At 50.9% G+C, this 24,634-nt stretch carries 35 protein-coding genes and 1 pseudogene; 4 read left to right on the top strand and 32 right to left on the bottom strand.

Features of this window, described 5'->3' with window-relative positions:
• The 11 genes from G8759_RS20080 to G8759_RS20030 are packed head-to-tail and all read right to left on the bottom strand — an operon-like array spanning position 1 to position 8,334.
• A complete protein-coding gene (locus G8759_RS20080; protein ID WP_167211437.1) occupies positions 1–1,962 on the bottom strand; it encodes a hypothetical protein in 1,962 nt (653 codons plus the stop codon).
• 55 nt (positions 1,963–2,017) lie between these two features.
• Positions 2,018–2,527, bottom strand: coding sequence for a hypothetical protein (locus G8759_RS20075; protein ID WP_167211434.1), 510 nt, complete (start codon positions 2,525–2,527; stop codon positions 2,018–2,020).
• On the bottom strand, positions 2,524–3,405 hold the full coding sequence (locus G8759_RS20070) for a hypothetical protein (RefSeq protein WP_167211431.1): 882 nt from the start codon (positions 3,403–3,405) through the stop codon (positions 2,524–2,526). Before G8759_RS20070 ends, G8759_RS20075 begins: the two co-directional genes overlap by 4 nt.
• A complete protein-coding gene (locus G8759_RS20065; protein ID WP_167211428.1) occupies positions 3,402–3,773 on the bottom strand; it encodes a hypothetical protein in 372 nt (123 codons plus the stop codon). Before G8759_RS20065 ends, G8759_RS20070 begins: the two co-directional genes overlap by 4 nt.
• 5 nt (positions 3,774–3,778) lie before the next feature.
• On the bottom strand, positions 3,779–4,183 hold the full coding sequence (locus G8759_RS20060) for a hypothetical protein (RefSeq protein WP_167211425.1): 405 nt from the start codon (positions 4,181–4,183) through the stop codon (positions 3,779–3,781).
• A 49-nt stretch (positions 4,184–4,232) separates the two neighbouring features.
• Positions 4,233–4,805 carry an N-acetylmuramidase family protein gene (locus G8759_RS20055; RefSeq protein WP_167211423.1) on the bottom strand — a complete coding sequence of 191 codons (573 nt, stop codon included), beginning with the start codon at positions 4,803–4,805 and terminating at the stop codon, positions 4,233–4,235.
• Between the two features lie 2 nt (positions 4,806–4,807).
• Positions 4,808–5,398, bottom strand: coding sequence for a hypothetical protein (locus G8759_RS20050; protein WP_167211419.1), 591 nt, complete (start codon positions 5,396–5,398; stop codon positions 4,808–4,810).
• The gene (locus tag G8759_RS20045) at positions 5,349–5,690 is read right to left on the bottom strand and encodes a hypothetical protein (RefSeq protein WP_167211416.1); all 342 of its coding nucleotides are present in this window, start codon (positions 5,688–5,690) and stop codon (positions 5,349–5,351) included. The genes G8759_RS20050 and G8759_RS20045 overlap by 50 nt, the downstream gene beginning before the upstream one ends.
• Positions 5,691–5,720: 30 nt before the next feature.
• Complete coding sequence (locus G8759_RS20040; RefSeq protein ID WP_167211413.1) at positions 5,721–6,662, bottom strand: DUF6712 family protein; 942 nt, start codon at positions 6,660–6,662, stop codon at positions 5,721–5,723.
• Positions 6,662–8,077 carry a hypothetical protein gene (locus tag G8759_RS20035; protein WP_167211410.1) on the bottom strand — a complete coding sequence of 472 codons (1,416 nt, stop codon included), beginning with the start codon at positions 8,075–8,077 and terminating at the stop codon, positions 6,662–6,664. The genes G8759_RS20040 and G8759_RS20035 overlap by 1 nt, the downstream gene beginning before the upstream one ends.
• Positions 8,074–8,334, bottom strand: a complete 261-nt coding sequence (locus tag G8759_RS20030) for a hypothetical protein (RefSeq protein WP_167211405.1) — start codon at positions 8,332–8,334, stop codon at positions 8,074–8,076. Before G8759_RS20030 ends, G8759_RS20035 begins: the two co-directional genes overlap by 4 nt.
• Positions 8,335–8,629: 295 nt before the next feature.
• Here G8759_RS20030 and G8759_RS20025 point away from each other — a divergent pair, with 295 nt between their 5' ends.
• The 3 genes and pseudogenes from G8759_RS20025 to G8759_RS20020 all read left to right on the top strand — a co-directional run bounded on the left by G8759_RS20025 (position 8,630) and on the right by G8759_RS20020 (position 9,687).
• Positions 8,630–9,055, top strand: coding sequence for a hypothetical protein (locus G8759_RS20025; protein ID WP_167211402.1), 426 nt, complete (start codon positions 8,630–8,632; stop codon positions 9,053–9,055).
• A 181-nt stretch (positions 9,056–9,236) separates the two neighbouring features.
• Positions 9,237–9,347, top strand: a pseudogene (locus G8759_RS36565) (IS701 family transposase); the annotation flags it as partial.
• Between the two features lie 124 nt (positions 9,348–9,471).
• Positions 9,472–9,687 carry a hypothetical protein gene (locus G8759_RS20020; RefSeq protein ID WP_167211399.1) on the top strand — a complete coding sequence of 72 codons (216 nt, stop codon included), beginning with the start codon at positions 9,472–9,474 and terminating at the stop codon, positions 9,685–9,687.
• Between the two features lie 275 nt (positions 9,688–9,962).
• Here the strand turns inward: G8759_RS20020 and G8759_RS20015 are convergent, their stop codons facing one another.
• The 15 genes from G8759_RS20015 to G8759_RS19945 form a co-directional block, all read right to left on the bottom strand.
• The gene (locus G8759_RS20015) at positions 9,963–10,508 is read right to left on the bottom strand and encodes a hypothetical protein (protein ID WP_167211396.1); all 546 of its coding nucleotides are present in this window, start codon (positions 10,506–10,508) and stop codon (positions 9,963–9,965) included.
• A 15-nt stretch (positions 10,509–10,523) separates the two neighbouring features.
• Positions 10,524–10,997 (bottom strand): JAB domain-containing protein, encoded by a 474-nt coding sequence (locus tag G8759_RS20010; RefSeq protein WP_167211393.1) that lies wholly within the window; start codon positions 10,995–10,997, stop codon positions 10,524–10,526.
• A 220-nt stretch (positions 10,998–11,217) separates the two neighbouring features.
• Positions 11,218–11,775: a hypothetical protein gene (locus G8759_RS20005; RefSeq protein ID WP_167211391.1), complete on the bottom strand. Its 558-nt coding sequence runs from the start codon at positions 11,773–11,775 to the stop codon at positions 11,218–11,220.
• A 122-nt stretch (positions 11,776–11,897) separates the two neighbouring features.
• Positions 11,898–12,806: an ArdC family protein gene (locus G8759_RS20000; RefSeq protein WP_167211388.1), complete on the bottom strand. Its 909-nt coding sequence runs from the start codon at positions 12,804–12,806 to the stop codon at positions 11,898–11,900.
• Between the two features lie 349 nt (positions 12,807–13,155).
• Positions 13,156–14,904 (bottom strand): hypothetical protein, encoded by a 1,749-nt coding sequence (locus tag G8759_RS19995; protein WP_167211385.1) that lies wholly within the window; start codon positions 14,902–14,904, stop codon positions 13,156–13,158.
• A complete protein-coding gene (locus G8759_RS19990; RefSeq protein WP_167211382.1) occupies positions 14,876–15,505 on the bottom strand; it encodes a hypothetical protein in 630 nt (209 codons plus the stop codon). The genes G8759_RS19995 and G8759_RS19990 overlap by 29 nt, the downstream gene beginning before the upstream one ends.
• Positions 15,502–15,780: a hypothetical protein gene (locus tag G8759_RS19985; protein WP_167211379.1), complete on the bottom strand. Its 279-nt coding sequence runs from the start codon at positions 15,778–15,780 to the stop codon at positions 15,502–15,504. Before G8759_RS19985 ends, G8759_RS19990 begins: the two co-directional genes overlap by 4 nt.
• Entirely contained in the window at positions 15,767–15,997 is a 231-nt protein-coding gene (locus G8759_RS19980) for a hypothetical protein (RefSeq protein ID WP_167211376.1), read from the bottom strand. The genes G8759_RS19985 and G8759_RS19980 overlap by 14 nt, the downstream gene beginning before the upstream one ends.
• Positions 15,994–16,620 carry a phospholipase D-like domain-containing protein gene (locus G8759_RS19975; RefSeq protein ID WP_167211373.1) on the bottom strand — a complete coding sequence of 209 codons (627 nt, stop codon included), beginning with the start codon at positions 16,618–16,620 and terminating at the stop codon, positions 15,994–15,996. The genes G8759_RS19980 and G8759_RS19975 overlap by 4 nt, the downstream gene beginning before the upstream one ends.
• Positions 16,598–17,311 (bottom strand): hypothetical protein, encoded by a 714-nt coding sequence (locus G8759_RS19970; RefSeq protein ID WP_167211370.1) that lies wholly within the window; start codon positions 17,309–17,311, stop codon positions 16,598–16,600. The genes G8759_RS19975 and G8759_RS19970 overlap by 23 nt, the downstream gene beginning before the upstream one ends.
• A gap of 90 nt (positions 17,312–17,401) precedes the next feature.
• Positions 17,402–17,623, bottom strand: coding sequence for a hypothetical protein (locus tag G8759_RS19965; protein ID WP_167211367.1), 222 nt, complete (start codon positions 17,621–17,623; stop codon positions 17,402–17,404).
• Positions 17,624–17,633: 10 nt separating this feature from the next.
• Positions 17,634–18,158, bottom strand: coding sequence for a hypothetical protein (locus G8759_RS19960; RefSeq protein WP_167211364.1), 525 nt, complete (start codon positions 18,156–18,158; stop codon positions 17,634–17,636).
• 52 nt (positions 18,159–18,210) lie between these two features.
• Positions 18,211–18,645: a hypothetical protein gene (locus G8759_RS19955; RefSeq protein WP_167211361.1), complete on the bottom strand. Its 435-nt coding sequence runs from the start codon at positions 18,643–18,645 to the stop codon at positions 18,211–18,213.
• An 83-nt stretch (positions 18,646–18,728) separates the two neighbouring features.
• On the bottom strand, positions 18,729–19,805 hold the full coding sequence (locus G8759_RS19950) for a carbohydrate-binding protein (protein ID WP_167211358.1): 1,077 nt from the start codon (positions 19,803–19,805) through the stop codon (positions 18,729–18,731).
• A gap of 74 nt (positions 19,806–19,879) precedes the next feature.
• A complete protein-coding gene (locus G8759_RS19945) occupies positions 19,880–21,298 on the bottom strand; it encodes a S49 family peptidase (RefSeq protein ID WP_167211354.1) in 1,419 nt (472 codons plus the stop codon).
• A 127-nt stretch (positions 21,299–21,425) separates the two neighbouring features.
• Here G8759_RS19945 and G8759_RS19940 point away from each other — a divergent pair, with 127 nt between their 5' ends.
• Positions 21,426–21,656, top strand: coding sequence for a hypothetical protein (locus tag G8759_RS19940; RefSeq protein WP_167211351.1), 231 nt, complete (start codon positions 21,426–21,428; stop codon positions 21,654–21,656).
• Positions 21,657–21,739: 83 nt separating this feature from the next.
• Here the strand turns inward: G8759_RS19940 and G8759_RS19935 are convergent, their stop codons facing one another.
• From G8759_RS19935 to G8759_RS19910, 6 genes are all read right to left on the bottom strand, one after another.
• A complete protein-coding gene (locus G8759_RS19935; protein WP_167211348.1) occupies positions 21,740–21,991 on the bottom strand; it encodes a hypothetical protein in 252 nt (83 codons plus the stop codon).
• A 9-nt stretch (positions 21,992–22,000) separates the two neighbouring features.
• Positions 22,001–22,474, bottom strand: a complete 474-nt coding sequence (locus G8759_RS19930) for a hypothetical protein (RefSeq protein WP_167211345.1) — start codon at positions 22,472–22,474, stop codon at positions 22,001–22,003.
• Positions 22,475–22,539: 65 nt separating this feature from the next.
• A complete protein-coding gene (locus G8759_RS19925; RefSeq protein ID WP_167211343.1) occupies positions 22,540–22,941 on the bottom strand; it encodes a hypothetical protein in 402 nt (133 codons plus the stop codon).
• Between the two features lie 3 nt (positions 22,942–22,944).
• The gene (locus tag G8759_RS19920; RefSeq protein ID WP_167211340.1) at positions 22,945–23,325 is read right to left on the bottom strand and encodes a hypothetical protein; all 381 of its coding nucleotides are present in this window, start codon (positions 23,323–23,325) and stop codon (positions 22,945–22,947) included.
• A gap of 72 nt (positions 23,326–23,397) precedes the next feature.
• On the bottom strand, positions 23,398–23,982 hold the full coding sequence (locus G8759_RS19915) for a hypothetical protein (protein WP_167211337.1): 585 nt from the start codon (positions 23,980–23,982) through the stop codon (positions 23,398–23,400).
• Positions 23,983–24,137: 155 nt separating this feature from the next.
• Positions 24,138–24,620 carry a toll/interleukin-1 receptor domain-containing protein gene (locus G8759_RS19910; protein ID WP_167211333.1) on the bottom strand — a complete coding sequence of 161 codons (483 nt, stop codon included), beginning with the start codon at positions 24,618–24,620 and terminating at the stop codon, positions 24,138–24,140.
• Positions 24,621–24,634 lie beyond the last annotated feature (14 nt).

Below are 24,634 nucleotides of genomic sequence, written 5' to 3'. Positions count from 1 at the left end.
TTATTGCGGCTCTACATTGCCCGTCCAGCTGGTCAGGACGGGCCGAATGCCGAGTGTATTTTTGAGAAGTTTTTTGGTTTCTTTCGCCGTCAGCACGTCGGAAAGTCCCGCCGAATCGCGGCTAAAGGGCTTGTTGATCAGGTCATCCTGGTAGTCGATCTTGGTATCCTTGCGGTAGAAGAGCTGGGAGCCGGTCGCCTGGGTCAGATAGCCCTGGGCGGCATGCGAGCCCCAGGCGTAGGCCTGGTTCCAGTTAGCAACTTTCTGATCGGTGATGCCCCGAACCACGTCCGGCACGGTGTGATCGACGCTGTCGACCACTGTCGGCTGCTCGATGGTAATGGGGCCGGCTGGCTCCAGACCAATGGGTGGCACTCCATCCCCAATTAATTCGGGATCGTCTTCAGCAGTGAAGAAGTCATCTTTCCAGCGGTAGACGAACTGAAATGAGTGGGCAAACTGGTTTGCGCCATCCTTACCCTGCTTAATGGATTTACTAACCAGGGCAATGGGCAGCACCTTGAGAACCTGCATGTGAAACAGGTAGGGCGAGCGGTAGAAATCATTCCAGAGCCGTAGTTCGGCCTGCGGACGGTACCCCGTCGTGACTTCGAGCGATTGCTGGATGGCCACGTCGTACTGTTCATACTGACCCAACTGGGCATCATAATGCGCAGGCTGATAACGCTGAGCTTCTTCGTAAAACCGGTTCAGCTCATAGGAACCCTTGCCAAAGGTGGCCAGCGTTTCCACTGCACCCAAACTACTCAGGTAAGCGAAATAGCGGGTATACGCTTCATAGCGGCTATTGATGACAAACCGATAGCTGGTCGAGTAATAAGCTGTGGCGTTCTGATTGCTTAGTCGAACAGAATACTCGACCAGGGTTTCATTACTCGAAATATGATCGGCAATCGAGAGCTGATTGAAACCGACTGCATACGTGATTTTACTGCCCAGTGGCCAGGCTTGTTGCGCATACCGGTTGTAGAATAATTCAACGGAATTATCGGCAAAGGTCAGTTTGACTTCCAGCACAACACCTGTCCGATCGGCACGGGTATTGAGAAAGGTCAAGAACTGGGGTTCTTCGGCCCGTACATAACGCGTAAAACCACCCAGGCGAAGAGCCCGATCCGTTCCGGAATCGGACTGGCTAGCGACAAAGCTGGCCAGTTCAAAACCAGTGCCAGCCTGATGTTGGTAATCAGCACCCCCAAAATAAGCCTGGCGCACATCGTCTTTCTGGATCTTGCCGACCTGCTGGGGCTGGCCAAACGACTCGGCGTAGGTGACGTAGTAGCTGAGCTGCGAATTGGTGGAACCAGCCGGCTGGTTGAAACTCCAGGTGGGCCAGTCGGGTCCTAACTGGGCGTGCAGAATTTTGCCCACGTCCATGGTCGCAATGCCGAGGGTATTGCAGGCAATGGTGGGCGCAAAAATGCGGTTGAATGTAGTTTCATCTGGGCGTTTGACCCATACCTCAGCATAGACACCATACTGCTCGCGAACGATCGGATCCGCACCGGGTGTACCGACCACGACCTCGATGGCATTGCTGACCGCTGGTGCAGAAATGTTGTATTGAGCGCCTGGCTTTTTGCTGGCCAGCACAATCTGATGCAGGTTGATAAAATCAAGCCGTTCGGCCGTAAAATCCTCGTAAAAGGGAAAATAGGTCTGAAAGAACTCCAGCAGGGAGTCAACATAGTCCGCTGAGCCATCGCCCGCCGGAAACTCGTTGGCCTCGGTTGGACTCGTGCGGGCGATGATGGAATGTTCAGTGCCATTCCATTTAAGCCGAATCACTGTACCGGCCAGTACGGGTCCTGAAAAATTAATAAAATTCTGGGCCTGGGTACCGAGCGTTGCCTGCTGGCCTGATCCCTGGAACTGAAAGACCATGCGGCCTCCACGGGTCAGGGCAAAATCATCGGGCGTGCTGAGAAGAGTCACTGGCATAGCTGCGAAATTGTCAGCTAAGCCGGCACTGGCCCGTTACAGGCGTGATGACAGACTAGGGCAGATCGGCCCAGTCGTCGGGGCTGACCGCTACAGAAGTAGGCATGGACCATTCAAATGGATAGCCCCACCCGGTAGCGATTTCGGCCAGTATGGGTGCTGGCTCGCCCTGGAATTGCATCGAAGGATTTATTCGTTTACTCGCTAGAATTCCATTGGGATGCCGGCAATCGCGGTACATACGGTTGATAAAGGATAGCGCCAGCTGACGGGCTTCCGCGCGTGCTCGCCGTACATCATCCGGATCCTGCTTTTTACATTTAACCAGTACGGACAGACCACCCAGAATGGTTGCCCGAAAATTATCACTGGAGCGGTCCAGATCATCATAATACTGATCCAGCACCAGGGCGGGTAACAGTAGTTTACTGCGCACGGCCTGCTCCAGATCGGCCCGGTTGTCATCCCTTAGGACGTAAAAACGAGGCTCCGTATCCGTGTGCAGCAGCGCCTTATGCTGTCGAGCCAGGTACTCAAAATAGTCGATGTATTCCTGTTCGCTCATTTTGTTTTCATTTTTTCCAGTTGCCGCTCCATCTCTTCGGCCTGCCACAACTGTTCATTTAATACTTTCAGGGCCAGGTACAGATTGGTTTTTTCAACCAGGGCTACCTTGGTCACATCGAGCTTGGCCATGCCAATGGCTACGTCGAGCCAGTTGCCCGCTTTTTTTGACTTTTTGGCGGTCGTATCCGATTCTGTTTTTTGGGGAAAGACCAAACCAAAACTGCGTTGCAGCAGCAGTAGCGTGGATCCATAGGCGAACGCAATTCGTTCCAGCAGGGCTGCATCGAGCCGGGCAAATAAACGCGCGCGCGCTTCGATACCATCCCGGTCGAGTGGCTGTGGCTCCTCAGGGGCATCTATCAGTACTGGTCGGTAGAGAATGGCTGCCATCAGGGCCAGTTTGCCTTCCCGAAACGCTTTGTCAGCAAACATAAACTCGGCAAAGGTGCAGCTGGAGAGAGCCGCTTTGGGGCCAGCGTATCGCTGTTTGTGAAGCAGCCGCTTCAGCCAGATCCGGGGTGTGCCAAACTGATAATCGTAAAGCTGGAAGCTGGCTGGGAAACTGGCCGCTGAATCGTCCTGACCAATCCAGTCAAGGGAATCCAGCAGCTGCTGTCCCATATCCAGGGTGAGCAGTATGGACTCCTCATCAAGCTTTTTTCGGCGTAGGAAGCGTTCGTCGAACAGCCACTGTTGCTGGCGGTGGTTCATGCCATAGAGCAGCTTGATGGCCACAAACAGGGTTTCGGGTTTTGTCTGTACCTGCGCCCGCAGTCGCATTAATGAAACGGCCTGCTGATTCGACAATTCGGACCAGCTGGACGGCCCGCTGAAGCGATGCAGTTTCCCTTTAATGTACAGTTCCAGGGTATTCATCGGCCCAGGTGGCGAATGCGATAGACAATATAGGCTACCAGTAGGGTAAGGGTGATGCTGGACCACTTCATCACCCGGTCCATTTCGAGGATTTCCTTCGGCTTGCTTTTGATCCGGATTGTCCAGACCCGGCTGGCGAGCACCAGCCCAACAGCCAGTCGATACAGATAGGGTATAGCCGGAATGGTATGTTTAAGGGTCCAGATGGCGGGTTGCACCAGTATGGCCAGGCTAAAAATGAGCATCAGGAATAGTGGAATAATTTCATACCAGGATCCGTGGCGGGAACGGTGCAGCAGCACGGCACAGCTGACGATGGACAGGACAAGACCCAGTTCACCCAGCCAGAAATAAGGATTGGCTAACATAGTCGTTACGGTTTGGGGGTTAATTCGTCGTTTTCGAATTGTTTTTTGGCTCGTTTCAAGACATAATCGGCCAGTATCCAGCCAATGAGTCCCGCTATTATCGTACTCAGTTCAGGGCTGAGCTTGGTAAAATTCATGACATCTTTCCAGCCTGCCATGGCGATAACGGTACCACTGATGGCAATGGAAGCCCATTCCCAGAATGGTTTGTGAATGGGCTGGCCATTGGCGTCCTTTTTTCCCTTCAGGGTAGCGATCGTTGCCCCCGCAAAAGCCCAGGGCAATTTGGTCCAATCGACACCCAGCGTCAGCACCCAGGTGCCAACCTGCTCCAGCCAGCTCAGCAGAATGGCTGAATACGTCGGCCAGCTAATGGCCAGTGAATTGCGAAATGTGATCAGACGTTTCATAAAAAGTTACGGTTGTAAAAAGCCAGTGGCTATTTACAGGCGTGAAAAATTAAGGATGGGCCGTATGCCAGGCAAAGCGACTGGCCAATCGGGTATCGTACTGATTTTTCTTGTACTGTTTCCCATTATAAAGCCTGGCTAAATCCTCCCAGCGATGTTCGCGCAATTCGTCATCGAGGCCGGTCGTCAACAGGAAAATGACTGTCCGCTCCAACTGGGAATCTTCGGACTTCTCCATCAGGCTGACAAACTGCTTCAGGTTATTACACCCACAATTGGCAAAATTGAACCCCATGACCTGGAACATGCCCCAGGAGGAGCTAAGCACAGCAGCTGTGGCGTTCAGGTCACAGGCTTGATTAAACAGCTGGTAGGAGTGTTCGGTACTGCGGGGAATTTTGGGATTCCATTCCGGATAGCTCAGCTGCGGATACGTCGCATCGTAACGGCCTTTTGTTCGATCATGGAAAATATGCGGTTCAAACCGGATCGTTACCCGGCCGTCATCGAGAAAGCCCTGGCCACTTGACTCAACATCAGCCAGCGTTTTGATTTCAGCGATGCCAGTACGAAGGGTTTGCGCGGCCGAAAGCAAACCCGCTTGCGTGAGGATTTTGCTCATGGTTAGAAGAGGTGTGCGATAAAGCCCAGGAAAACACCACTGCCCGCTGCCCAGCCTGCCCACTTCCATTTCCGATTTTGCAGTACATGGATGTAGGTCACGGTTGCCGCAGCAATCTGATCCGGAGTAGCCTGCTGGAGTTGATTACGAACCTTGCGGGGTAGCTCCTTCACTATAGCATCACGGGCCAGCGAAGCTTCCCGGAGCGTCGTTTGCGCCTGGATGAGCTGGCCTTGTAAGCTATTGAGTTGAGCGAGCAGGGTTTTCGCTTTGGCCTCATCGTACTGATTCAGCCGAAACTGATCGTCGATCACTTTACGAGTGGCCACGATTTCAGCCTGAAGGGCTCGGATCGCCCGCTCAGATGCAGACCGAAGGGAATCCGCTGCGAGCAATCTGGCCCGTACTTTTACATAAAGCGTGGTATCCATCGCCACACCACACGGATACGGGAACGGCTGATTTTTGACCATTGCCTGTACCATCGGAATGGGTTGCGACTGGCCATAGGATAGCTGACTGAGCAGAATGCCAAGGGCGATGCTAAGGCAGAGTAACGCTGCTTTTATCAAATTTCTCTTTAGCTTTTTCATAGTCGGTTACGGCAGATTTTGAATTTTCTTTCGTGGTTGCCATGCCTTTACTGGTCGACCACTGGACTTCTCGCTCAAGTTGTAGGCGAACGGAATCAACAGGGAGCGTAATGGGGACGGATTGAGGGGGATTCTGTGGCTTGGATTTGCAACTGGAGAGTTGGCCAAACGCCATACAGAAGATGAAGATGATCAGCCAGTTTTCTAGTAAAATCAGAAGAATCATCACCAGTTTATCGAAGATAAACTCGATCCAGGCGGGTACTTGTGGCTTATTAGGTTGGATTTCCATGGGCGTAATTGGTTCGTAGATTGGCAGGTTTTACAGCATTGTGACAGGTCCACCGCCCAGGATGCCCTGGCCCATGGTTTCTTCCTGAATTGGTGCAGGAGAGGCGGCTATGACGGCCGTATCGAAGGCACTCCAGGCCAGATCGGCCATGCGCTCCAGATTGCTGGTCACGAAAGCCAGCTGGTCTTTACTGGGTGGCTCGAAATAGGTAGCGTTCCCAAATTGGGATGCATAGTTTACCTGCACATTGACGCCCTTCAGCTCGACGGATAAAAAGGGTAATCCTTCCAGCACACTCTGATAGGCCAGAGCGCGCAGCAGCTTTTTCTCCAGACTGGTTCGGGTGGCAGCTTGCAGATCTGTCAGCGCATCGATCCGGGCCTTACCGGCTTCGCCCTGATTCTCTTCAACAGCCCGGATAAAGGGGCGGAGTGCCCAGAAGGTAAGCCAGCGCTCCTGGATGGGATAGTATTTGCTGAATTCAGCCGGGGATTTAAACAGCGCCTGCTGGTGCTCGTCGTAATAAGGGGAGTCGGGCCAGCCCGGAAACAGATCCGGTTTACTGTCTACCAGGCGAATTAATTCATCGACGGCCCGCCAGCCTACCTCCAGTAGCGAACTGGTCAGCTTGTTGGTCTGGTATTCGAAGGCGGCTTTTCGTCCTTCGACGGCCGTAATGGTAATGCCATCATCACCGATCTGCACTTCGCAAAATGGTAAATAGGCCGCAAAGCCAATGCGGGCGACGGCTGTTCGCGCCAGGTGTAAAGCCTGTTTTTTGTAGGGATCCGTCAGGTCCTGCTCATCAGCCAGGGCAACGAGTTGGCTGGCTAGCGTTTCGCCAAAAAACGTGGGCAAAATACGCTGCTGCGTCTGCCCGAGTTCGGGCAGCACATCCGGTACCGAAAAGTTGATGGTAATGCCTGGTACATAGGCTCTAAACTGCTTGATTTCTCCAGTGAACAGGGCCATTAGCTTAAAGTTTTCTGGGTGCCGGCACCGGTATCCAGAGTGGTGAGCAGTGTATCCCGGAAGCGGAAACGCAGATTGGGAAAGCGGGCTTTCCAGCCATTGAATTCGGCCACGAATTCGAGCGGCTCGATGAGCATATCCCGGAACGGTGCCAGCATTTGCAGGGCAATCAGGTAGGCTTCCCGTTTATCGGAGCCGCCGGAGCGTTCACCCTGTTTGGAGCCACCGGCAAACCCAACCAGGGTAGGATCGACACCGAGCGTATAAAAGATATTGGCAGCTGCTTCAAGGTTATCCTCGATGTACTTACCATCTTTCATGGTGTCAGTAATCGGGACAATCTGCACGTAATCGCGGGTCGATTTGCCGTCCAGTGACTGAGCGATGCTGGTCACGAGCATGGCGCCGGCGTTCTCGACGTTGGTGAGCATTTTGATCACATCGTCGATCCACTTTTTGCGCATCGCCCTTTTTTTCTCTTCCGATTTCTCGTTAGTGTAGGCGGATCCGTAGAGCTCACCCCAGTACTCCTTGTCGACCTTAATGTGCTGCTTGATCGACATCTGGTTTTTGAGGAGGAATTTTTTGAAGGCGGGCACCGCCAGGTGCACATCGAGCCAGCCCGACTCCACAATCGAATAGTGGTGAGCCAGTGAATAAAACCGCTGGCCCGGGGTTGGATAGGAAATCGGATAAACGCAGTTGTAAAACGATTGCCCGCGTAGCCAGTCTACCCGGTCCCATCGGTAGGGATCGAGCGCCTGTACGGTTTTGGTCCTCGGATCGGAGGTGGTGACGTTGGGCCAGTTGGCATTAACCCATACATACGGCAGGTTGCCGTTTTTATCCATTCGGCACCAGCGAACCTCTTCGGCATTCAGCGGGTGCAATTGCACAATTTTCTTGCGATCCTTACTGAGCAGCATTTCAGGCCAGCCGTTGAAGAACCAGGCCACGTCGGCCGACATTTCGCGCAGATAGAGCTGAAAATTGATGTTGTTGAGGAAAGCATTGATTTCGGCGGTTATAAAATCGTTTTTGGGCAGGGCCCGTACAATTTCGTCGCCATTGTCGTCGAGATCTTCTTCGACGGCCATGACGCCCCTACCCTTGAGCATGGACGCTACTTTTCCCAGGGTTGTGGGAATGATGGGGTCTTTCTGGTAGAGACTGACAATACGCTGGGGAAAATCATTGGCTTCGCCCCAGGGCATCAGATCGCCACTCGCTGAGGGGTACATGGACCAGTCGGGTATGACTGATGTTGGTTTACCAGCTGGCGCATCGAAGGACGAGGTAATGATGCCCGATCGATGCTGAGCGGGTTTATCGTTTTCTAGTGCTACGCTGATGCCCGCAGCACTTAAAATGGCTACGTCGTAAGAGTCCCCTGGGAAATAATGAACGCTGCTCATGAGACTGGTTGCCCGTTGAAGTAGATGATCAGATCGAGGCTAACCAGAATCGGGTTTTTGGTACCAAGGGGTTGCAGCAGCAGCATACGGTTGGGTGTGCGCTTCCTGGTAAGCAGCACAGCCTTGTGTAATTCGCGGAATTGACCACCCTTTTTTCGTTTCCGATCGGCGGTTACGTAAATGCAGCTGAAGGGTTTGGGCTTACCCAGCCCAACCGTCAGCCGCATCTGTTTCACCATATCTACTACCTTGATCATAAAGGGCAGCAAATTGGCCGGAGCAGGCTCGGATGGGCGTTACAGGCGTGATGACAGAAAGAAGATAGATTACCTATAAAATCTGCTCTAATCAGCGGTTACGTCTAGGCCAATACGGATCAACAATTTGAATTAATTAGATAAGTGACGTTACGCCAGTTAATAATGGCTTCATTAAAATCAGGGTATTATAATTTAATTAAAATCCTCGAAAATAAGGATATAATTATTGAAATTGAGCACTTTACATTGTCGCTTTCTTTTACAATCCACTTAACAAACAAGCCCACAAATCATGAAAACCAAACTATTCCTTCTTGCTTCGTTTGTACTGGCTTCGTTTACAACCTTCGCTCAGACACCCCGCTCGAAATCAGGCGAAACCGTATGGGTTATTGTGAATCCGGTGAAAGCAAACAAAAAGGCTCAGTATGAACGGTTTATACACGAAATATTCTGGCCTGGTGCCAGTAAGCTGAGTAAAGAAGAGCAGAAATTATTTAAACAGACGCGCATTTTACACCCGACCAAAGCTGAGAAAAACGGCACGTATGCTTACTTGTTCGTTATGGACCCGGTGATAAAAGGGGCTAATTATGACATTCATCCGATGCTCAAAAAAATGTATGGCGAGCCTAAGGCAACAGAGTATTATAAACTCTATACAGACGCAACGGCTGGCCCCCAGATTCAATACATCGAAACCCAGTCGAAAGATTAACTCGGTTTAATAATCGTAACATAAGTTATCTCGATTCCATCAAATCTCTTTTTAGTTAAATTTCAAATAGCAAGTACACTCCCAAGTGTACTTGCTAATTTACATCTGATGTTACACCAGCTTTTGGGCGGACGGTATAAATTTGGGTATGCAAACAAATCTTGACCTCTAGACCGATTACCTGCTCAGTAGCTTAGGACAGACGACGGCCACCGGCCTGGCTCGCTTAACTGACAGGGGGGTGGGCCATGATGCGGTTACCGACCTGCTCAACCGACTCGAGGGTAACAATATTTAAAGATCAAGCAGCTCTTCTTGGGTTTGGGCTAAATTGGATTTTTTTTAGAAAATAGTTTGCATCAATAAAGACTTGTAGAGGCGTTATGAATTCATAACGCTTTTTTGTATTTTTGTGCATGGCAAGCAGCGAAAAAACCACGCACGACGCATTCGACATACTGGTCAACGACCCGTATTACTGGTCACTAACGGGCTTACCGACCGCAGATCGTCGCCAGGCGGCTTTCATGCTCAAAAACGGCAAAGGCATCACCCTGGATCGCAAGGAAGCTTTGCTGGAGAAAGCAGGCTTTCTGGTTAAACAGGAAAAGATATGGATACTGCCAGGCTAGGCAGTCAAGAACTTAAATGTGTAATTATTCACCCTCGGAGCTTTGCGTCGGGGGTGTTTTGTTCTTACTGAAAGCGTCAGCAAGTGGGTAGAGGCTGCTTCCTCGGCAGGCCAATAGCGGGCTTTTCTTTTTTTGCTTCTTTATTTCTTTTCCCCAAGCAAGGAAAAGAAAAAAAGAAGTCACTTCGCTACAAATCAACTAATCTTTTAGTTATACAAGCCACAAAAAAGCCCATAGCAGGGTGCTACGGGCAACTAGTACAGGAAGCTGTTTGATTAGAATGCGGGGTGAATCTGTCCTCCAAACTCTTCTGCTACGATATTTTTGGAGGCATCGTAATAAATATTCCAGATCACGCCTTTGGTAAGCAGGGTTTGCGTACGAGATGAAAACCGATTCCAGAACTCTAGGCGAATAATGGTATCATCTTCGCGGCTCTTTAAAATAGCCTGTCGGGGCTGGCTGGTGGCGGGTTGTTCCTCGGCTGGCGATAGTGGTAATGCCTGAGCTGGTTGTGCGGGGGGATGATCGGTTGGCTTAGGGTGCTGTCCGGCTACCTTGTGTACGCTCATGGTAAACAGACCGCCCACATGAAAACTGTTCAGGGTTTTACTTTTGTGGTCGTGGCTGGCTTGTGCTTTCTGGGCCGTACAGCGCGGATAAGCGCGGTTTGCCTGACTGACTAACTGTTCAACCTGCGTAAAAATCGTCTCGGCATCTTCACAAAGAAGGTGGTCGTATTTTTCAACCAGTTTTAGAATATACTCTTGGAGCCGGTTTGCGGGGTTATTCTGGTGTGATATTCTGATAAAATAATTCATGGGTAGAATGGGGGTTTACATCAATCCTTCATCGGCAAACGAATAGTAGAGGTGCGGATCTGGCCCTAAAATCAAATGATCAAGCAGGGTACAATCTAACAGCTTTCCAATTTCCTTATAGCGTCGGGTTAGCTGTTTATCGGCTTCACTGGCGGCCATGTTGCCACTGGGGTGGTTGTGGGCAATAATTAAACTGCTGGCATGGCAACCCAGTGCAACCTGAAAAACGATTTTAGGGTCAGCCAGTGTGCCCGATGTGCCACCCGTGGAAACCAGATAAATACCTATTGCTTCGTTATTTCGGTTCAAACAAAGGATGTAAAATTCTTCCAGCCGGTTTATCTGATTACTCCAGTACTGGCGCAGAATGTAAAAAGCGTCAAGGCTTCCTTTTACCTGTTCGCGTTTTACGTTTCGGTCTGTATTGTACTGTACGGATATTTCGCCCACCGAAAACAAACGGCTGGCGGCTTGGGGTATTATGGTCATAATGGTAAAGGCTCAATGAGTTCAAACTGTGTATTATTCAGCGTAAAGCACAAGGGGTGCAATAGATTGGCAGGATACCAGAAAATGCGGAAGCCTATCTGATGACGGTGTGTCAGTCGAAAAATTCCGGCTGTATAGTCACATTCTAGGACTTTTACCGGGGGGCGAGTGCGCCGAAATTCCCGGCGCAACTCGTCCACTAGCAATAAATCAAACTCACTCACGATTTAGAGACGGTTAGCAGTTCGTTCTCTTTCTCCTCGATCTTTTCACCGAACAGCGTTTTCAAGCTCTCTACGACGATAGCGGCCAGACCGTGATTTTTGCAAATAAACTCCCGGTTGGCATCGTCATAGATGACAATACGCCCATAGCGGTAATCTTCGTCCTTATCGACTGCGTAACTAAACTGCTTTAACTCGGCTTGTTTAGCTTTCAAACTCAGTAACTGCGTGTTAATGAGTTGCAGTTTCTGCGCTTTGTCAACCTGAAATTCAATTTCTTCGGCTCGGCTCCGGCTGGCTGGCGTTTCGACAACGAGTGTAGGCTCCGGTGCAATTGCACTCGCGGTTTGGGGGGCTGGCGTTGTTTCTTCTGGTTCAGGTTTCGCGGGTTGAGGGTAGGTTGTCGGCTGTTTAATCGCGTCCGGATTCTGCAATTTTGCCTGTTCGATCAGTTTGCTTACGGGTACGGCTTCGCCCGGTGTGATGGTAAACGGTGAATTGTTTTTAGCTCCGTTTGACGAGGTCTGACCGTTGACGTTTGGGGTATTTTTCATGGCTTAAATGTGTAAATTGATTGATTATGAATTAATTAAGGTACTACGTAAGGTGATAATTTGGGGTGTATTCGCCCGCCCCCGCAAAAGCGGGGTGCTAGGCTATCCAGAAAAAAGGAGGTTTAAGCGGTTAGCTCTAGGAGGTAGCTATAAGCGGCTTGGGCTTCGCTGGCCGACTCCCACAGGAAACGGCTGTTCTTTTTGAGTACAGCTATCCAGTGCGCCAGATAACTTTCTGTATTCTGCTGCGTTTCAGGGGTGTTTATGCCGTGATGGTGGCACAAAAAACAGGCTCCTAATTCTGCAATCAACTCTTCTTTACTGTAATTGGTATCGCCAAACTTAAGCGCGTCGGTTACGGTGGCACGGTTCAGCCGTGAACTGTGGCCCGTCCAGTGGGTTAGCTCGTGAAACAGCACACCGTAATAGGCTTCTGAACTGACAAACCGGTTTAAATCAGGCATCATAATGTAGTCCTGCACTTTTTCAAAATAGGCACCTTCTATGGGTGAGTTTAGAATGCGGGGGCCATTGTCAAGACTGGTTAAAAAATCCTGACAAACGGCAAGCGGCTGATTGTCTTCATTCCCAAATTGGGAACTAGGTTTGATGGGGCAACCTTCAACATCGGCCATGTTAAAAACCGGATATAACCGTAGATAAGGGTATTTTTTGACGGTTTTGTCTCCCGATTTAATACGCTCGGTCGCTTGGGCCTCGCTGAGTCGTGCCCCATTTTTGTCTTTGTAAATGCAATCGTGAAAATAAACGGCAGTGCTTTTGCTCCCCTTCTTTACCCTCCCTCCTGCGTCGTTTATCTGTTTGATGGTGCCAAAATAGGGCGTTTGGTAGTTGTCCATGAGCATTAACAGCGAGTTAATACCCCGGTATCGATGGCCCGTAAAGTGATTTTGCGCGGGTTCTACGAATCCCCAAGGTTGATACCAAGGCACTACACCCTTTTCCAGACTGGCAATAATTTTGTTGGTTACTTCTGCAAAATGATCGCGTTTTGCGTTTGACGTTTCCATGTTTTTTTAGTGCTTAAATGTGTATAACTCTCTGACTTTCACTACATAAAGATACACAAAGCGTTTGTAATTACAAACGCTTTTATTACTTTTTTTGCAATTCAGAATTAGTCTAAACTACTCTGTTTCAGGGAGTTGGTTGTTTTTTCTGGAACGCTTCGCGTCTTTCTGGGCGAATGCCCCCAATGCCACGCACAGGGGAGAAATGCAATTGCACAGGGGGTGGGGGGGGGCATATATGACAAGGGGCTGATGTGTTATCAGCCCCTTGTTTTCACAGTCCAGATGTGTTTGATTATCAGTTAGCTGATTGATACGTGTTACGTAACAGGCATCAACAGGCAAGCCACTAGGTCAGGAAGATGCTATCCAGTGCGCCACTTGATGACTCGAAGCGGTGTAACAGGTGTGCCCCATACAAGAGGTTATCAATGGCATCAGAGAAGTGGGTCGTTTCGCGCTGATCGAGGTGCAATTTCTTTTCGTCCTTCTTGTCTTTCCGAAAGCCTACGGTGCCTTGCTCAATCTGAGCCTGTTGCATGGAGATACGAACGAACTCGGTATTGTGTCGGTTGAAGGCTACCCGAAACAACCGGTTGTCTCCTCCTCTTAGCGCACGGCCCCATAGTTCATAGCGGTTCTCGGCATCAGGCGTGTGGCCTAGGTAACGATCCTCTACTGTCCACCCTTCATTCATTAGATACTCCTTGAAGACATCCTTGGGTGAGCTAGCCGAGGTAGCCGTTGTCCCAATAGCGGTATGATCAAAGAAGTAATTGACAATCTTAACCGGATGGTGTTTGTAGTAGCGACAGAACGCGCGCGCCAGATCAGCTACCCGGTCAGGGTGCCTGACGTATAACTCCATGAGAATCCGATACTCCCTACCATGTGGCTGGCCTACCAGCATGGGGTTGATGTGTGCCCCATAGTCCAGACTAATATCGAGGGGCCGATACTTATCGACATCAGCATCCTTACGGCTATCATCAAATAAGCCCTTACCAAACAGATCGACGGGCTGTAAGTCCAGAAACGCATGATCTTCCTTATCGTAGAAGTGATGCTCATCCAGATCCGGATAAAAGGCGTTTTCAGTTAGAAACGGGCGACGGTTGAGAATAGCCGTCTGAAAGATGAAGGTCGGTAGCTTCTCCCGAAGCCGGGCAATGTTTTTGGCACCGAATCCGTGGATGTTATCCAGCGTACTGGCCTCCGAGAAATAAACCGTGTTCTTTCGCAGTTCATCCCAGAAGGTCTGGAACTTGATGATTTCCTTCAGGATGGATTTACGCTTGCCCGGATAGGCCGCTAGTGCTCCATACAACGAATAGATTTTGGTGCGCAGGTCAAGAAGGGTCTGAATGCGCTTTTTATCCATCCGTTTTTCTTCCTCCAGTATCCACATCGCAGCTTTGGAGGTGGGCATATCGGTGCAGAAGAGCAGACTATGAAATTCAGGGATGCCGCCAAAGTAGCGTTCATCCCCCCGGTTGGTCATCAGCAGTTCATTGTCAAGCTTTTGTTTATCTAAAAACTTGGCTTCATCCCCGGCGATCCAGTGCACCGTTTTACCATTCGCACTACCGGGCCGATCCTGCGAAACCATGCTGGCCACCGCACCATTGCGAAAGAAAATGCAGTGTTCGGTCGTGATGGGCCCAACAATGGGCTGGGGAATGTTGAGGTGTTTAGGCGGACGCTCCCGGATCCAGAAATCACGGCCCCGCTGCCAGCCCATCTGCTCCCAGCCCTTAATAACCGGCGGCAGGGTTCGTTCAAGCAATTGCAGATACGTCGAACCCACAAAACAACCGTGCGAGCGGGGCATGATCTCTACGTTTCGAAACGTTCTGGGTGCAATCAGCCCTTCCGATTTCCCCGTACCACGACCCCAGACGGCATACTCTTCATTGGCCCCTACCGACATCGAACGCAGCTGCGGCTTATTGAAATGCCGGTGCATCGTTGTCACGTCCTCGGAGAGTGTATTCCAGTCCAGCCCGACGTGTGCCAGTCGCACCGAGGCTTCCAGATCGGATTTTAGCAGCTCCTCCAGCTGATAGCGGTCAGGCAGGATTTTGGGGGCTTGAGACATCTTCGTAGTCGGAGAATAATTCTTCCTGTTTTTTCCTGTCTTCGCCCAGCAACCGCTCGACCATACTTTCCAGGGCGGCATCCGAAATCTGCTGACCACCCAGCTGTTCGGGATTGTAGTTGATTACGTTGATAATGGTGCGGTTTTCAACCGGGTTGATCGGCTTATCAGCACCAATCACTTCCGCGTACAGTTTGCGAAGCGGAGCCAGCGATCGCATGTCGCCTTTCTTTTTGCAGATCCGCATGTCATCCCGTAGCTCCTCAATGAGCATGACCCGCTCGTAGGCCAGATTCGGCTCATCGGTAATGGCAAAAAAGCGCCGGGTATCCTCCAGGTAATTGCGGGCCGTTCGGGGTGAAATGTTGGGGATGGCCTTTAGAATGGCATTGATCTGCTGGCTGGTTTTGGGGTAGCGGCCAGTCGAGAGCAGGGCATGAATGGTGATCCAGTGGCCTAACTGCTTTTGCAGATCTTTGGCGAGTTTGATCTTTTTGGGATCATCATCAGCCCGTCGATCCCTGTAATACTTGACGATCAGGTCAAACTTATCATCAAAGCGCGTTAATTCATTGGTTGTTAAGGTGAGATCAGTACTCATAATTCTCGGGCTTCAAGGTCATCCAAAATGCGCATGGCCAGCGTCTGAGCTGGCGAACTGCCCTGTTTGGCGAGGGTGAGAATGGATTTGCGGAGTTCAAGCTTTGATTTAAGCTTGCCGCGTTGGTAGGCTCTGTAGATGGTACTGGTTTCGTCGAGCAATTCGTCTTCCAACTGATCGGTATCGACATCGAGGACGATAGCGATTTCGTCAGGACTGAATAAATAGCTGGCCAGGCTTTCCAGCTCAGCCAATTGATCGTTAGATAGGTTCATCGTCTCGTTTGGCTCGGATTTGATAGTCCCAGTGCACTTTTTCTTCAGCATCGGGATACGTTCGCACCAGGTGTAATTGAATGCCCTGCTGGCTTATTTTGCGGATGAGTGCACCGAGTAGTTTATGCTCCAGTGTTCGTTCGTTTGCGGTCACTGTGAAGGCCAGTACGGGCTCATCCTGTTCATCCAGGGTTATTTGTATCAGATCGGATTTCATCGTTGTGAGGAGCGTTTTTTGGGGGTTGCATCGCCAAAGGGTTTGGCCTTTTTCATTTCAGCCTCGATCCAGTTCTGATGGAATCGGGCAACGTCTTCACGTTCGGTGACGACTCCGCTTTCAATGCGGGGATTGTTGGTATAATTGGCTGAGCCAACAATGCTGATATGCCAATTCTGATTGATGAGCACTGATACTTTCGCATGACAGGCGGTTATACGCACCTTGTCGGCATGGGCCTGCACAAACGCATAGGCGCTGGCATTGCGCCGAATAACGCGCGCATCGATCAGCAGATCGAGCGATTCAATCAGCCCACTGGCCAGTCCCTGGACCAGCACCCGAACGGCATCCTCGGTCATTGACCAGGTGGCGATCCAGATCCGGGCTGGTCCGGTTTGTCGGAGCAGGTGCAACAGCAAGTCATGGGAACTCCACAGGCCTGCGGTAGCGTAGTGGTAGCTGTGTCCGGACTGGATGGGTGGGAAGACATCAGCGACAGCATCCGATACTCGACCAAGGAGTGTATGCGGATGTGACTCAGTCGTTTCACGGACGCCGGCCTGTCGATGTTGGGGAATAGCGTAGTCGCTGGCATCGTCAGTCGAGAATAGGGTTGCCATCGTTGGTAAGGGCCGTTAGTTGCTGATCAACCTGGTGCAATTCACTCTGGTATTGCTGGAGCAATTGCACCCAGGACTGCTGCTGTTCGTCGGTGATCAGCGGTTGTTGCAGTCGGTTTTTATAGCGGGTGACGTAGGTGCGCAGGGTATTGCGACGCTTGAGCAGATCGGCCTGGTTTTGTTCGGGGTCGATGCTGGTCACTTCGGGCAGATAACCATGCTGATCGAAGAAATCACGCTCACCATAGATAGCTCCCAATTGGTCCCGAATGTCAAGCACCCGGAAAGCCCACTCCTCTGTCTCCTCGTCACCAGTCGAGCCACTGTTGAGCTTCATGCGAAACCGTTCTTTCGTAACGGTACGCTCGTCGAGCAGCAATTTCTCGTCGGCTTTAGCCGCAACAATCGGTTCGGGGTAGGCCAACTGGCGGGCCCGTAAGGTACTGGCCAGTTCATCGCGCTTTGCCTGGAGTGCATCGGTTAACCGCTGCCGGTTGTAGTCGTCCGGGCCACGTTTGAGCATGGTCAGCAGGAAACCGGCTCCGATCAGCTGCTCATAAAGCACAACGCCTTCGGTATACACAGGCCGATCGAGCCAGTGGCTGAGTTGCTCCAGCTGGTTAATTTCTGAGTGCGATCCCCGGTCTGACCAAAGGTCTAAAGCGAGTGTACTGAGTTCCTGCCTATTCATGGGCGATTAAAAAATAAATCATGGTTGATAGTGATTCGATCAAACAAAGAAGCCCGGCAAAACCGGGCTCATTTGCCAATTACCACCACACTAGACGCTCGCCTGGCTCACATCTAATTTCTTCAGGTAAGGAACCTGCTCCGGAAACTGGAGGAGAAAATCCCTTTCCTCGGCCGACAGATTCGCCAGGTCGTATTCACGCCCGGCGAACGCTATCGGCATCCGGTCGGCTATCTGAAGGCCGACAATGTCGTAGGACCGTGTAGGCTCTGCCTGTAGAGCCTGCACGGTGGGTTGGGTTGGCTTAGCCATTCGGGTTCAATTAAGCACCAGGTGTCAACGGCACAGCGGCCGCGTACCGGTAGATGTAAGGCGTAAAGCATACGACTTCGAACTCCGTACCCCGGCCACGGCCGCTGGTTGTCGTCGTTTTGAAGTTACCCGTCAGAGTCGCAAAGAAGTTGCGGGCGCCGATCTGAAGCATTTTACCATCCGGCAATTCGACGATAAACAAAAACTTATCGTTTTTGGAGTCGTTGACGAATTGCAGGGCATCGTCGGTCAGTCCTGGGTAGAAGAACTTAAAGACGGGTTTAAAGCTTTTTCCATCCGCTTCTCCGTTTGAGCCAAATTCAACTTCACCCGTATCCTGGGTGATGTAGACTTTGGTAAACTTCTTGCCCGTTTTCATCACGTGGGCTACGGTCAGGATGTACTGATTGGCGGGGGATGCTGCCGGCGTCGCAAACGTTAAAATGTCGTCAATCCGGGCGAAATAGGCGATCTGGGAGGTCCCCCCCATGTTCACCTCGGTGCCGTCAGGCCCGGTCAGGTCGTTGTAGTTCATGAGCTGTCTTGGAAGAAAATGTCGGTTAAATACAGTTTCGCAGTGGCCTGGATTATGCTTTCAGCAGGCGCAGGTTGCCTGCTTTTTCCTTGACCAGTTCAGCGACGAGTTTAGCGTCTTCCAGTAGCGTTTCAAGAGAGACTTCCCGGCCGCCGTAGTAGAAATTGCCACCCACCAGTTCGTAGGTTTCTTTCCCAAGTTTTACGGTTGGAAGCTCTACGGTGCCGATTCGCTTTTCGGCCAGTTGATTCTTGAGCTGCTCGACAACGCTGGCTGCATCCTCCAGATCTTTGTCTTTCTGCGTCACAGCTTTTTTCAATTGCTCATTCTCACTGGAGAGCGTTCCAGCCTGCGCTTTCAGCTGTTCATTCTCTTTACTGAGCGATCCAGTCTGCGATTTGAGTTGGACGTTCTCTTTGGTGAGTGTTTCGTTCTGCTTGGTTAAGGCCAGAATTGTTTTGTCTTTGTCTTCCGCTTGGTCTGCCATGGTTGGCTTGATTTTATAGGGCCGGCAACTCACGTGGAGCTACCGGCCGGGGGGTTGGAGTTATCGAGTAAGGGCAGGCAGGATTAAGCCTGATCGTTAACGAAGAGTACTTCGAGGTCAGCGATCTGGAAAGCCAGGATCATTTTCATGATGGCCTTGTAGCCGTGCAGGAATGGAACGATGTTGCCGATCGAGCTGAAGGCACTCGTCTGATCGGTACCCATTTGCAAGTTGCCATCGAGCGTCGCGATGATACGGCCCGATCCTGCCATCCACGTGCAGGGCTTAATGATCCATTTGCCATCCGATCCGTAAACCGAAGCACCCGGTTTGCCAGGTACCTGAAGCAGGCTGGTGCCGTTGGTGAATTTGTTGAGGGCCGACAGCATGTACTTGTCGTACGTAGACTGCGACACTTTAAACTCACCACCCAGCGGGCGAATTTCCTCCGGCAACGAGGTATAAAAACCAGTAATCTTATCGAAGCCGTTGGTGTTATCCAGGGCACCCGTTGTGATTTTGTTGCGGGCAGGAAGAGTGGAATACTCTTCGGCGATGATCGTACCGAGACCTTTAGCAACCGACGAGTTGTTGATTTTCTTGAACTTGGCTGGGTGCGTATCGGGCGTTTGACCGGCTGAAGTGGCCGTTACCACTTTATAGAAGCTCTTGTTGTACTGGACCTTCTGATCAACGTTATAGGCTGTTCCCGCATCAAAGGCTGTGATATCAAAGGAATCCACGCCGTAGAAGCTGTTATTGTTGATTTCAGCCTGAAGTTTTTTGATTTGCGCTTCCCAGAAATACTGCGCAAAACCAGCTGGATACTCTTTCGCGTTTGGATCCAGACCTTCCGAGAGGAAGGTGCCGCGCAGATCTTCCGGAACGATTTTAAGGATCTTCATCCCGGTGCGTGGGATGAGTTTACGAACCCCGAATGTACCCGACGAACCGTCTGGTTCTTCGATGGAGGTATCCACCGGCCGGAATCCGTCTTCAGCCGAGAATTTTGGTAAGGTGACGGGAGCCGTCAGGTTACGCCGAACCGTCAGATCTTTGGCGATATCGAGGCCATTGACGATTTGCGTAATGATTTTTTTGTCGAATGTTCCCGCGTAATTCTGAATCGCGGTGATGTCGGTTTGCGTTACTGTTGCCACTTAATTTAGCTGTCTGATAAGTTACGGAAGGGGAAATGTGCGGCCCTACCCGGCCGCTGGGGCATGGGCAGGGCTTACTGCATTTGGGCCTTCATGGCTGCCAGATCGGCATCAGTCTGGCTGATGTAGGTGTCTTTTTCGACCGTCGTGATTTTCTCCTCGACTTTTTCGGATTTGGTCGGCTGGGCACCAGGCTGCGATCCGAACTTGGCGGCTTCAGCGCGGGCATCGTCACGCTCTTTGGTTAGTGTTTCGACCTCGGCATTTTTCTGGTTGAGTGCCGCAATGGATTGCTTGGCCTGCTCCAGATAAGTCGTACTGATGACGCGTACGCCCGTAATTTTTTCAGCATCCAGTTCGGCATTGGCCGCGTTGAGCTGCTCATTTGTAATTTTTGAGCCTTCGACACCGGCCAGGCCCGAAAGCACCTTGTGTGGGTTACCAAACAGGGACATAGTTGTAGAGATTAGATTGGATTGAGAGGTAGTAGGTTCGACAGAGGCAGTAGGCTCGTCACTATCGTCGTTGTCGGGCAGATCAACGACTTCAGGCGTGTTATCGCCGGTTTCGTCATGGTCATCGGGAAGCTCTTCCACCGCTTCCCCTTTGGGTTTGCTGGCCAGTTCGGCTACTTTGGCAATGGCTGTTTCCAGATTACCGTAGCCATCGATCAGACCCAGTTCAATAGCTTTGCCTGCGTAAAACAGACCGCCTTCAAACACATCGGGACCGCCTTTTTTGGCAACCTTCAGGCGCTTGCCTCGACCCTGCTCGACAGCAGCCCGGAACAGGTCCGCAGCCTGGTTCAAGTCTTCCCGGATGAGTTCGGTTTTTCCTTCTTTAGCATCCCGGAAGGGCCTGTTTTTCTGGCTGGAGCGATCGGAATAGATCGTATGGCGCTTAATGCCCATTTTTTCACGGGCCTCGGTGGCATCGTCAAATTCGATGTACACACCGATGCTGCCGATCTGATCGGTTTGCTGGCTGGCGTAGATATAATCGGCACCACAGGAATACCAGTAAGCCGCCGAGGCCATGAGTCCTTCATTGACGACGACCACAAAAGGCTTGATCGGATCCCGAATGACATCGTACAGCGTGGGTGTTCCCGACAGCTGGCCACCGGGACTGTCGACCAGGCCGACGCAACCAATAATTTTTTCGTGGGCATACGCCTGGCGAATGAGCCGGGCGTATTCTTCGGTACCGATCGAGCAGCAGTTCGACTCTTTGACGACGACGCCCCGCATATCCAGCACGTAGACGGAATTGTCGGGCAGTTCCGGATCGTCAAGCGCGTAGCGATTTTGGACGGCATAGTTACTGCCTGACTGAGCAGCAATTGCGAACGTTTTGCCAGCAATTGGATCCTGGGTTTGGGTTTCGTCGTCTTCATTGGTTTGGATGGGAAACTGGCCGCTCAAAAAGCTTTGAACGAGTGGTAAATGCTGTTCGGCCCAGATTGGCTCGATGCACCAAAGGGTACGTAACAAAGAAGAAATGGTTCGCCATTGCCGATTCATAGCCCGAAGGTGGCCCGATCAGGGCCCCTCAGCCGTTACAGGCGTGATGACGCTTTTTGTATCTTTGCAGGCTTTATCCGTAAACTTCACTTCGCCTATGTATCAAATCCCCGGATCTGTCCGAACACTTCCGGCCCGATCGGCCGATGAACTCTTACGAAACTGGCACCGCCAGAGCCGTTTTTTCAAATCACCAACCCTGAGCGGGTACATGGCTCAATTCGCAGACGTCTTTCACCAGGTGAGTGGTGGCCTTCAGTTACGTACGGATACACCCGAAAATTTTGTGGCTGATCTGATTCAGCATGGCTGGCTGGGCAAGGCATAAAAAAAGCGTGTGTGCAGGGCATCCACGCTTTTTGATCACTTAACCATCGTAAAAAAGTACCAAAAATTACAACTGCATTGTCGCTAGGCCAGTATTAGCCCATCATTCCATAAATCGGGGACCAATCCATCCCATTCACTATCGATCGATAGTTGGCCAGCCATGAACCGCCATTGGTAGGAACCATTCAGTAATTGATACAGATCCCGCTGAATGGCCAGATCTTCGTAAAAAGGAACCTGACCGGCTCCATACTGATCGGTAATATGGCTCTGGCTTATTTGGGAGCAGAGCGTCTGGGTTTGTTGACTGGAGAGAAAGTTGGCGGTTTTCATGGTGGTGGTTTAGTAATGGAGTAGGGGTGGGGCTTCGGTGAAGCTTTGCTTGAAGCTGAGCGTATATCCACGCCGGCCGCCCATCTGGGCATCAATGCCGAAGGTGTAGTTAAACTCCAGGGTTTCGGTCATCGTACCAACCCGGCGCATCAGGCCGGCATTGTCTTCCACTTCCAGGATGAACCGGTGACGAGTCATATCGGCCAGCGCCCTGCGCCGTATCTGATCATCGCCGGGTAGAAACAGGGAAACGGTTATGCTCCAGAGGGAGCCGTTATCATCCATGCTCTGCTGTTCCTGGTAGTTTTTCGTACCTTCTGTTCCATAGCAAGTAAACCAGCGGTAACCGGCCTGAAAGGTGGGCGCTGTGGTCAGGCCACCGGTGGCAGGTGTGGGCAGCGCCTGGATGCCGACCACCGGCACGAACCGGATTAGGGAGTTGCCCGCTATGTTGTTGCCATTGTCGAACGTAAGATCCGTCATGGAACAAACCTAGCTTTAGCAATGAGGCTACAGCGTTACAGGCGTGATGACAGGGTATTAGCCGATCAGCAATATCCTTCTTTACAGATTACCCGGTCACGAGCAGCGATATGGCCGCGTTTGGTTCGGCGGGATTTTTTGGGAGTTGCCCGCTCCAATGAGTTATAGCCGACAATTTGAAACTCATCCAGCGCAATGGATCGGAAAAATGGCCTCTGTTCCTGAAGAGTCCAGAATTCTTTAGCAAATTCGGCAGCCCGCTCGGCTACCTGCTCTGCGGCTATTTCCAGCTTGACCTGACTGTCCATCATGGCCTGCCGATCGAGCGCCAGCTGAACCGTATTGGGTATTACTTCGGCGGCAATGTTCAGCGCGTGGCATTCAGCCAGTAACCTGGCCATGTTGGAAGGGCAACAGCCAAGGATTAAAATCCGTCGACGGCTGGATGGGGTAGTTTCTTCCTGCATGGCTTAGTAGTCTTTAGGGGCGTTTCTGGCCTGAACCCAATCTCCCCAGATAATATGCGTCCAGAGCCCAATGCGTTCGCCGACGGTAATCGACTCGCCATTCTGGATTACTGTATAATACGTTTTCCCCGCGTTGATATCGGCCACGTGATCTGGGTTATGGCACTCGACCAGGAGTCGATATTGGGCTGGATGATACACTGTATGACAATGCGTGCCCTGTTTGTCGTGGGTGCAGGAAAGCGAGGTGTAAGCGTCTTTAAAAATGTGCTGACGAACAACGCCAGGGCAAAAGCGTTTTTTGCCACCGGCGCAATCAACCAGGGCGAGCCCCATCAGCACTACAAAAACTAAAAAGAGGAAAGGTTTTACATCATCATTCATGGCAGACAATTGGCTTAGTTCGGGCTAAACCTATTGTCTGCCATGGGGATTGCCCGTTACAGGCGTGATGACTTAGGCGGCCATTTCGTAGGCCACAAAATGCTGAAGTTGGGTAACGCGAACATCGAAGTTGGTTGCCGCAAGTCCTTTTCGGAATCGCCAATAGGCAACGCGCAGGGATCCTTCGTTGAGATCATCTTCCGAAAAATCGTACCGATCGGTGAACTGCTTGATGAGTAACAGGGGGGGACTCGATTGATCCTGCTGGCAAAACGACACCATTTCGTTGAGAATGATGTAATCAACAAACTGAGAAAAGACCTCCAGCTCAGCGTGGTTCAAAAGATACTGGTGGCGTGATTTGTGAAACTCACTGATACCAAGCCCTAGGCGCTCAGTCATGTCGAGGGGAGCAATGATGCGGCCCGAACCGTCCTGAAGAAAGTTTTTTCCGGCCGCTCCTCGTCGCCAACCGGTTTGCAGCATAACTTTTTCAGATTGCGCCATTGCCCAAAGCATCAGGCCGGCTCCCTGAGCGTCTGGAGTAACCAGCAGGGGCTGTGGGCGGCCGTCCGCGCCCTGGAGTTTGACGGCGATGTACTTTCTAATCCGCGGACGTACCGGGATCTCGAAAAGTACTGGTTCAGAGAAGTACATTATAGTTACGGAGAGTATTGGAAAATTACTGGAAAGATAACCAGAAATAAGTAAACTTTAGCGAGAATAAAACTTCAAAATTTTTTTTAAAGATGCTTTTTTTAGTAAATTTTGAAATCGGATAAGATGTTAAAATGAAATCAAATCAAATCAAATCAAATGGAATTCCATCCTCCTTTTCTTTTTTGATCACCTGACCGAACAGCGAAAGTATGCTGGATTGTATTGGCAATGGTTTTCCAGATTTCATTTCTATTTAGCGAGCGCGAAACAGGCAATGCATCTTTAGGAAGTATCTGAATTGATCGAAGTGGAGTTTTTTCCCACAGGCAGTCATCTACAACAACACCAATCATGAGTGCATCGCCATCTATGTGGCGTTGAATAGCATTTGTCATTTCGACGTCATAAATGTAATCGGAATCAAAAAAGGCGGCTGTCAGCATCAGAACGATTACATTCGCTTCTGCCAGATGTCGCATAATTTCTTCATTCCAGTTATCACCTGGAAGCAGCCAGCGGTCATCCCAGACCTGCCAGTGACCTTCCCGTTCCAATGGACGAATCATGCTCCGAAATTCATTTTTCAGATCTTCATTTTTGTGGGCGTAAGAGATAAAAATTCGGGGCTTATCCATATGTTTAAAACAGT

Origin of the sequence: Spirosoma aureum, from assembly GCF_011604685.1 — a bacterium.
GTDB lineage: Bacteria > Bacteroidota > Bacteroidia > Cytophagales > Spirosomataceae > Spirosoma > Spirosoma aureum.
The sequence above is the reverse complement of the archived record's forward strand: the minus strand, read 5'-3'. Positions and strand labels throughout refer to the sequence as shown.

Bases quoted from the DNA above. Each gene is read 5' to 3' on its own strand.
- G8759_RS20035 (WP_167211410.1), bottom strand. From the start codon at position 8,077: ATGAGCAGCGTTCATTATTTCCCAGGGGACTCTTACGACGTAGCCATT.
- G8759_RS19910 (WP_167211333.1), bottom strand. From the start codon at position 24,620: ATGGATAAGCCCCGAATTTTTATCTCTTACGCCCACAAAAATGAAGAT.
- G8759_RS19915 (WP_167211337.1), bottom strand. From the start codon at position 23,982: ATGTACTTCTCTGAACCAGTACTTTTCGAGATCCCGGTACGTCCGCGG.
- G8759_RS19935 (WP_167211348.1), bottom strand. From the start codon at position 21,991: ATGAAAACCGCCAACTTTCTCTCCAGTCAACAAACCCAGACGCTCTGC.
- G8759_RS20050 (WP_167211419.1), bottom strand. From the start codon at position 5,398: ATGAAAAAGCTAAAGAGAAATTTGATAAAAGCAGCGTTACTCTGCCTT.
- G8759_RS19970 (WP_167211370.1), bottom strand. From the start codon at position 17,311: ATGAATAGGCAGGAACTCAGTACACTCGCTTTAGACCTTTGGTCAGAC.
- G8759_RS20055 (WP_167211423.1), bottom strand. From the start codon at position 4,805: ATGAGCAAAATCCTCACGCAAGCGGGTTTGCTTTCGGCCGCGCAAACC.
- G8759_RS20020 (WP_167211399.1), top strand. From the start codon at position 9,472: ATGGCAAGCAGCGAAAAAACCACGCACGACGCATTCGACATACTGGTC.
- G8759_RS20025 (WP_167211402.1), top strand. From the start codon at position 8,630: ATGAAAACCAAACTATTCCTTCTTGCTTCGTTTGTACTGGCTTCGTTT.
- G8759_RS20080 (WP_167211437.1), bottom strand. From the start codon at position 1,962: ATGCCAGTGACTCTTCTCAGCACGCCCGATGATTTTGCCCTGACCCGT.
- G8759_RS20010 (WP_167211393.1), bottom strand. From the start codon at position 10,997: ATGACCATAATACCCCAAGCCGCCAGCCGTTTGTTTTCGGTGGGCGAA.
- G8759_RS20000 (WP_167211388.1), bottom strand. From the start codon at position 12,806: ATGGAAACGTCAAACGCAAAACGCGATCATTTTGCAGAAGTAACCAAC.
- G8759_RS19920 (WP_167211340.1), bottom strand. From the start codon at position 23,325: ATGAATGATGATGTAAAACCTTTCCTCTTTTTAGTTTTTGTAGTGCTG.
- G8759_RS19985 (WP_167211379.1), bottom strand. From the start codon at position 15,780: ATGAACCTATCTAACGATCAATTGGCTGAGCTGGAAAGCCTGGCCAGC.
- G8759_RS19965 (WP_167211367.1), bottom strand. From the start codon at position 17,623: ATGGCTAAGCCAACCCAACCCACCGTGCAGGCTCTACAGGCAGAGCCT.
- G8759_RS20030 (WP_167211405.1), bottom strand. From the start codon at position 8,334: ATGATCAAGGTAGTAGATATGGTGAAACAGATGCGGCTGACGGTTGGG.
- G8759_RS20070 (WP_167211431.1), bottom strand. From the start codon at position 3,405: ATGAATACCCTGGAACTGTACATTAAAGGGAAACTGCATCGCTTCAGC.
- G8759_RS20065 (WP_167211428.1), bottom strand. From the start codon at position 3,773: ATGTTAGCCAATCCTTATTTCTGGCTGGGTGAACTGGGTCTTGTCCTG.
- G8759_RS20060 (WP_167211425.1), bottom strand. From the start codon at position 4,183: ATGAAACGTCTGATCACATTTCGCAATTCACTGGCCATTAGCTGGCCG.
- G8759_RS19995 (WP_167211385.1), bottom strand. From the start codon at position 14,904: ATGTCTCAAGCCCCCAAAATCCTGCCTGACCGCTATCAGCTGGAGGAG.
- G8759_RS19980 (WP_167211376.1), bottom strand. From the start codon at position 15,997: ATGAAATCCGATCTGATACAAATAACCCTGGATGAACAGGATGAGCCC.
- G8759_RS20075 (WP_167211434.1), bottom strand. From the start codon at position 2,527: ATGAGCGAACAGGAATACATCGACTATTTTGAGTACCTGGCTCGACAG.
- G8759_RS19925 (WP_167211343.1), bottom strand. From the start codon at position 22,941: ATGCAGGAAGAAACTACCCCATCCAGCCGTCGACGGATTTTAATCCTT.
- G8759_RS19960 (WP_167211364.1), bottom strand. From the start codon at position 18,158: ATGAACTACAACGACCTGACCGGGCCTGACGGCACCGAGGTGAACATG.
- G8759_RS20015 (WP_167211396.1), bottom strand. From the start codon at position 10,508: ATGAATTATTTTATCAGAATATCACACCAGAATAACCCCGCAAACCGG.
- G8759_RS19955 (WP_167211361.1), bottom strand. From the start codon at position 18,645: ATGGCAGACCAAGCGGAAGACAAAGACAAAACAATTCTGGCCTTAACC.
- G8759_RS19990 (WP_167211382.1), bottom strand. From the start codon at position 15,505: ATGAGTACTGATCTCACCTTAACAACCAATGAATTAACGCGCTTTGAT.
- G8759_RS20040 (WP_167211413.1), bottom strand. From the start codon at position 6,662: ATGGCCCTGTTCACTGGAGAAATCAAGCAGTTTAGAGCCTATGTACCA.
- G8759_RS20005 (WP_167211391.1), bottom strand. From the start codon at position 11,775: ATGAAAAATACCCCAAACGTCAACGGTCAGACCTCGTCAAACGGAGCT.
- G8759_RS19975 (WP_167211373.1), bottom strand. From the start codon at position 16,620: ATGGCAACCCTATTCTCGACTGACGATGCCAGCGACTACGCTATTCCC.
- G8759_RS20045 (WP_167211416.1), bottom strand. From the start codon at position 5,690: ATGGAAATCCAACCTAATAAGCCACAAGTACCCGCCTGGATCGAGTTT.
- G8759_RS19940 (WP_167211351.1), top strand. From the start codon at position 21,426: ATGTATCAAATCCCCGGATCTGTCCGAACACTTCCGGCCCGATCGGCC.
- G8759_RS19930 (WP_167211345.1), bottom strand. From the start codon at position 22,474: ATGACGGATCTTACGTTCGACAATGGCAACAACATAGCGGGCAACTCC.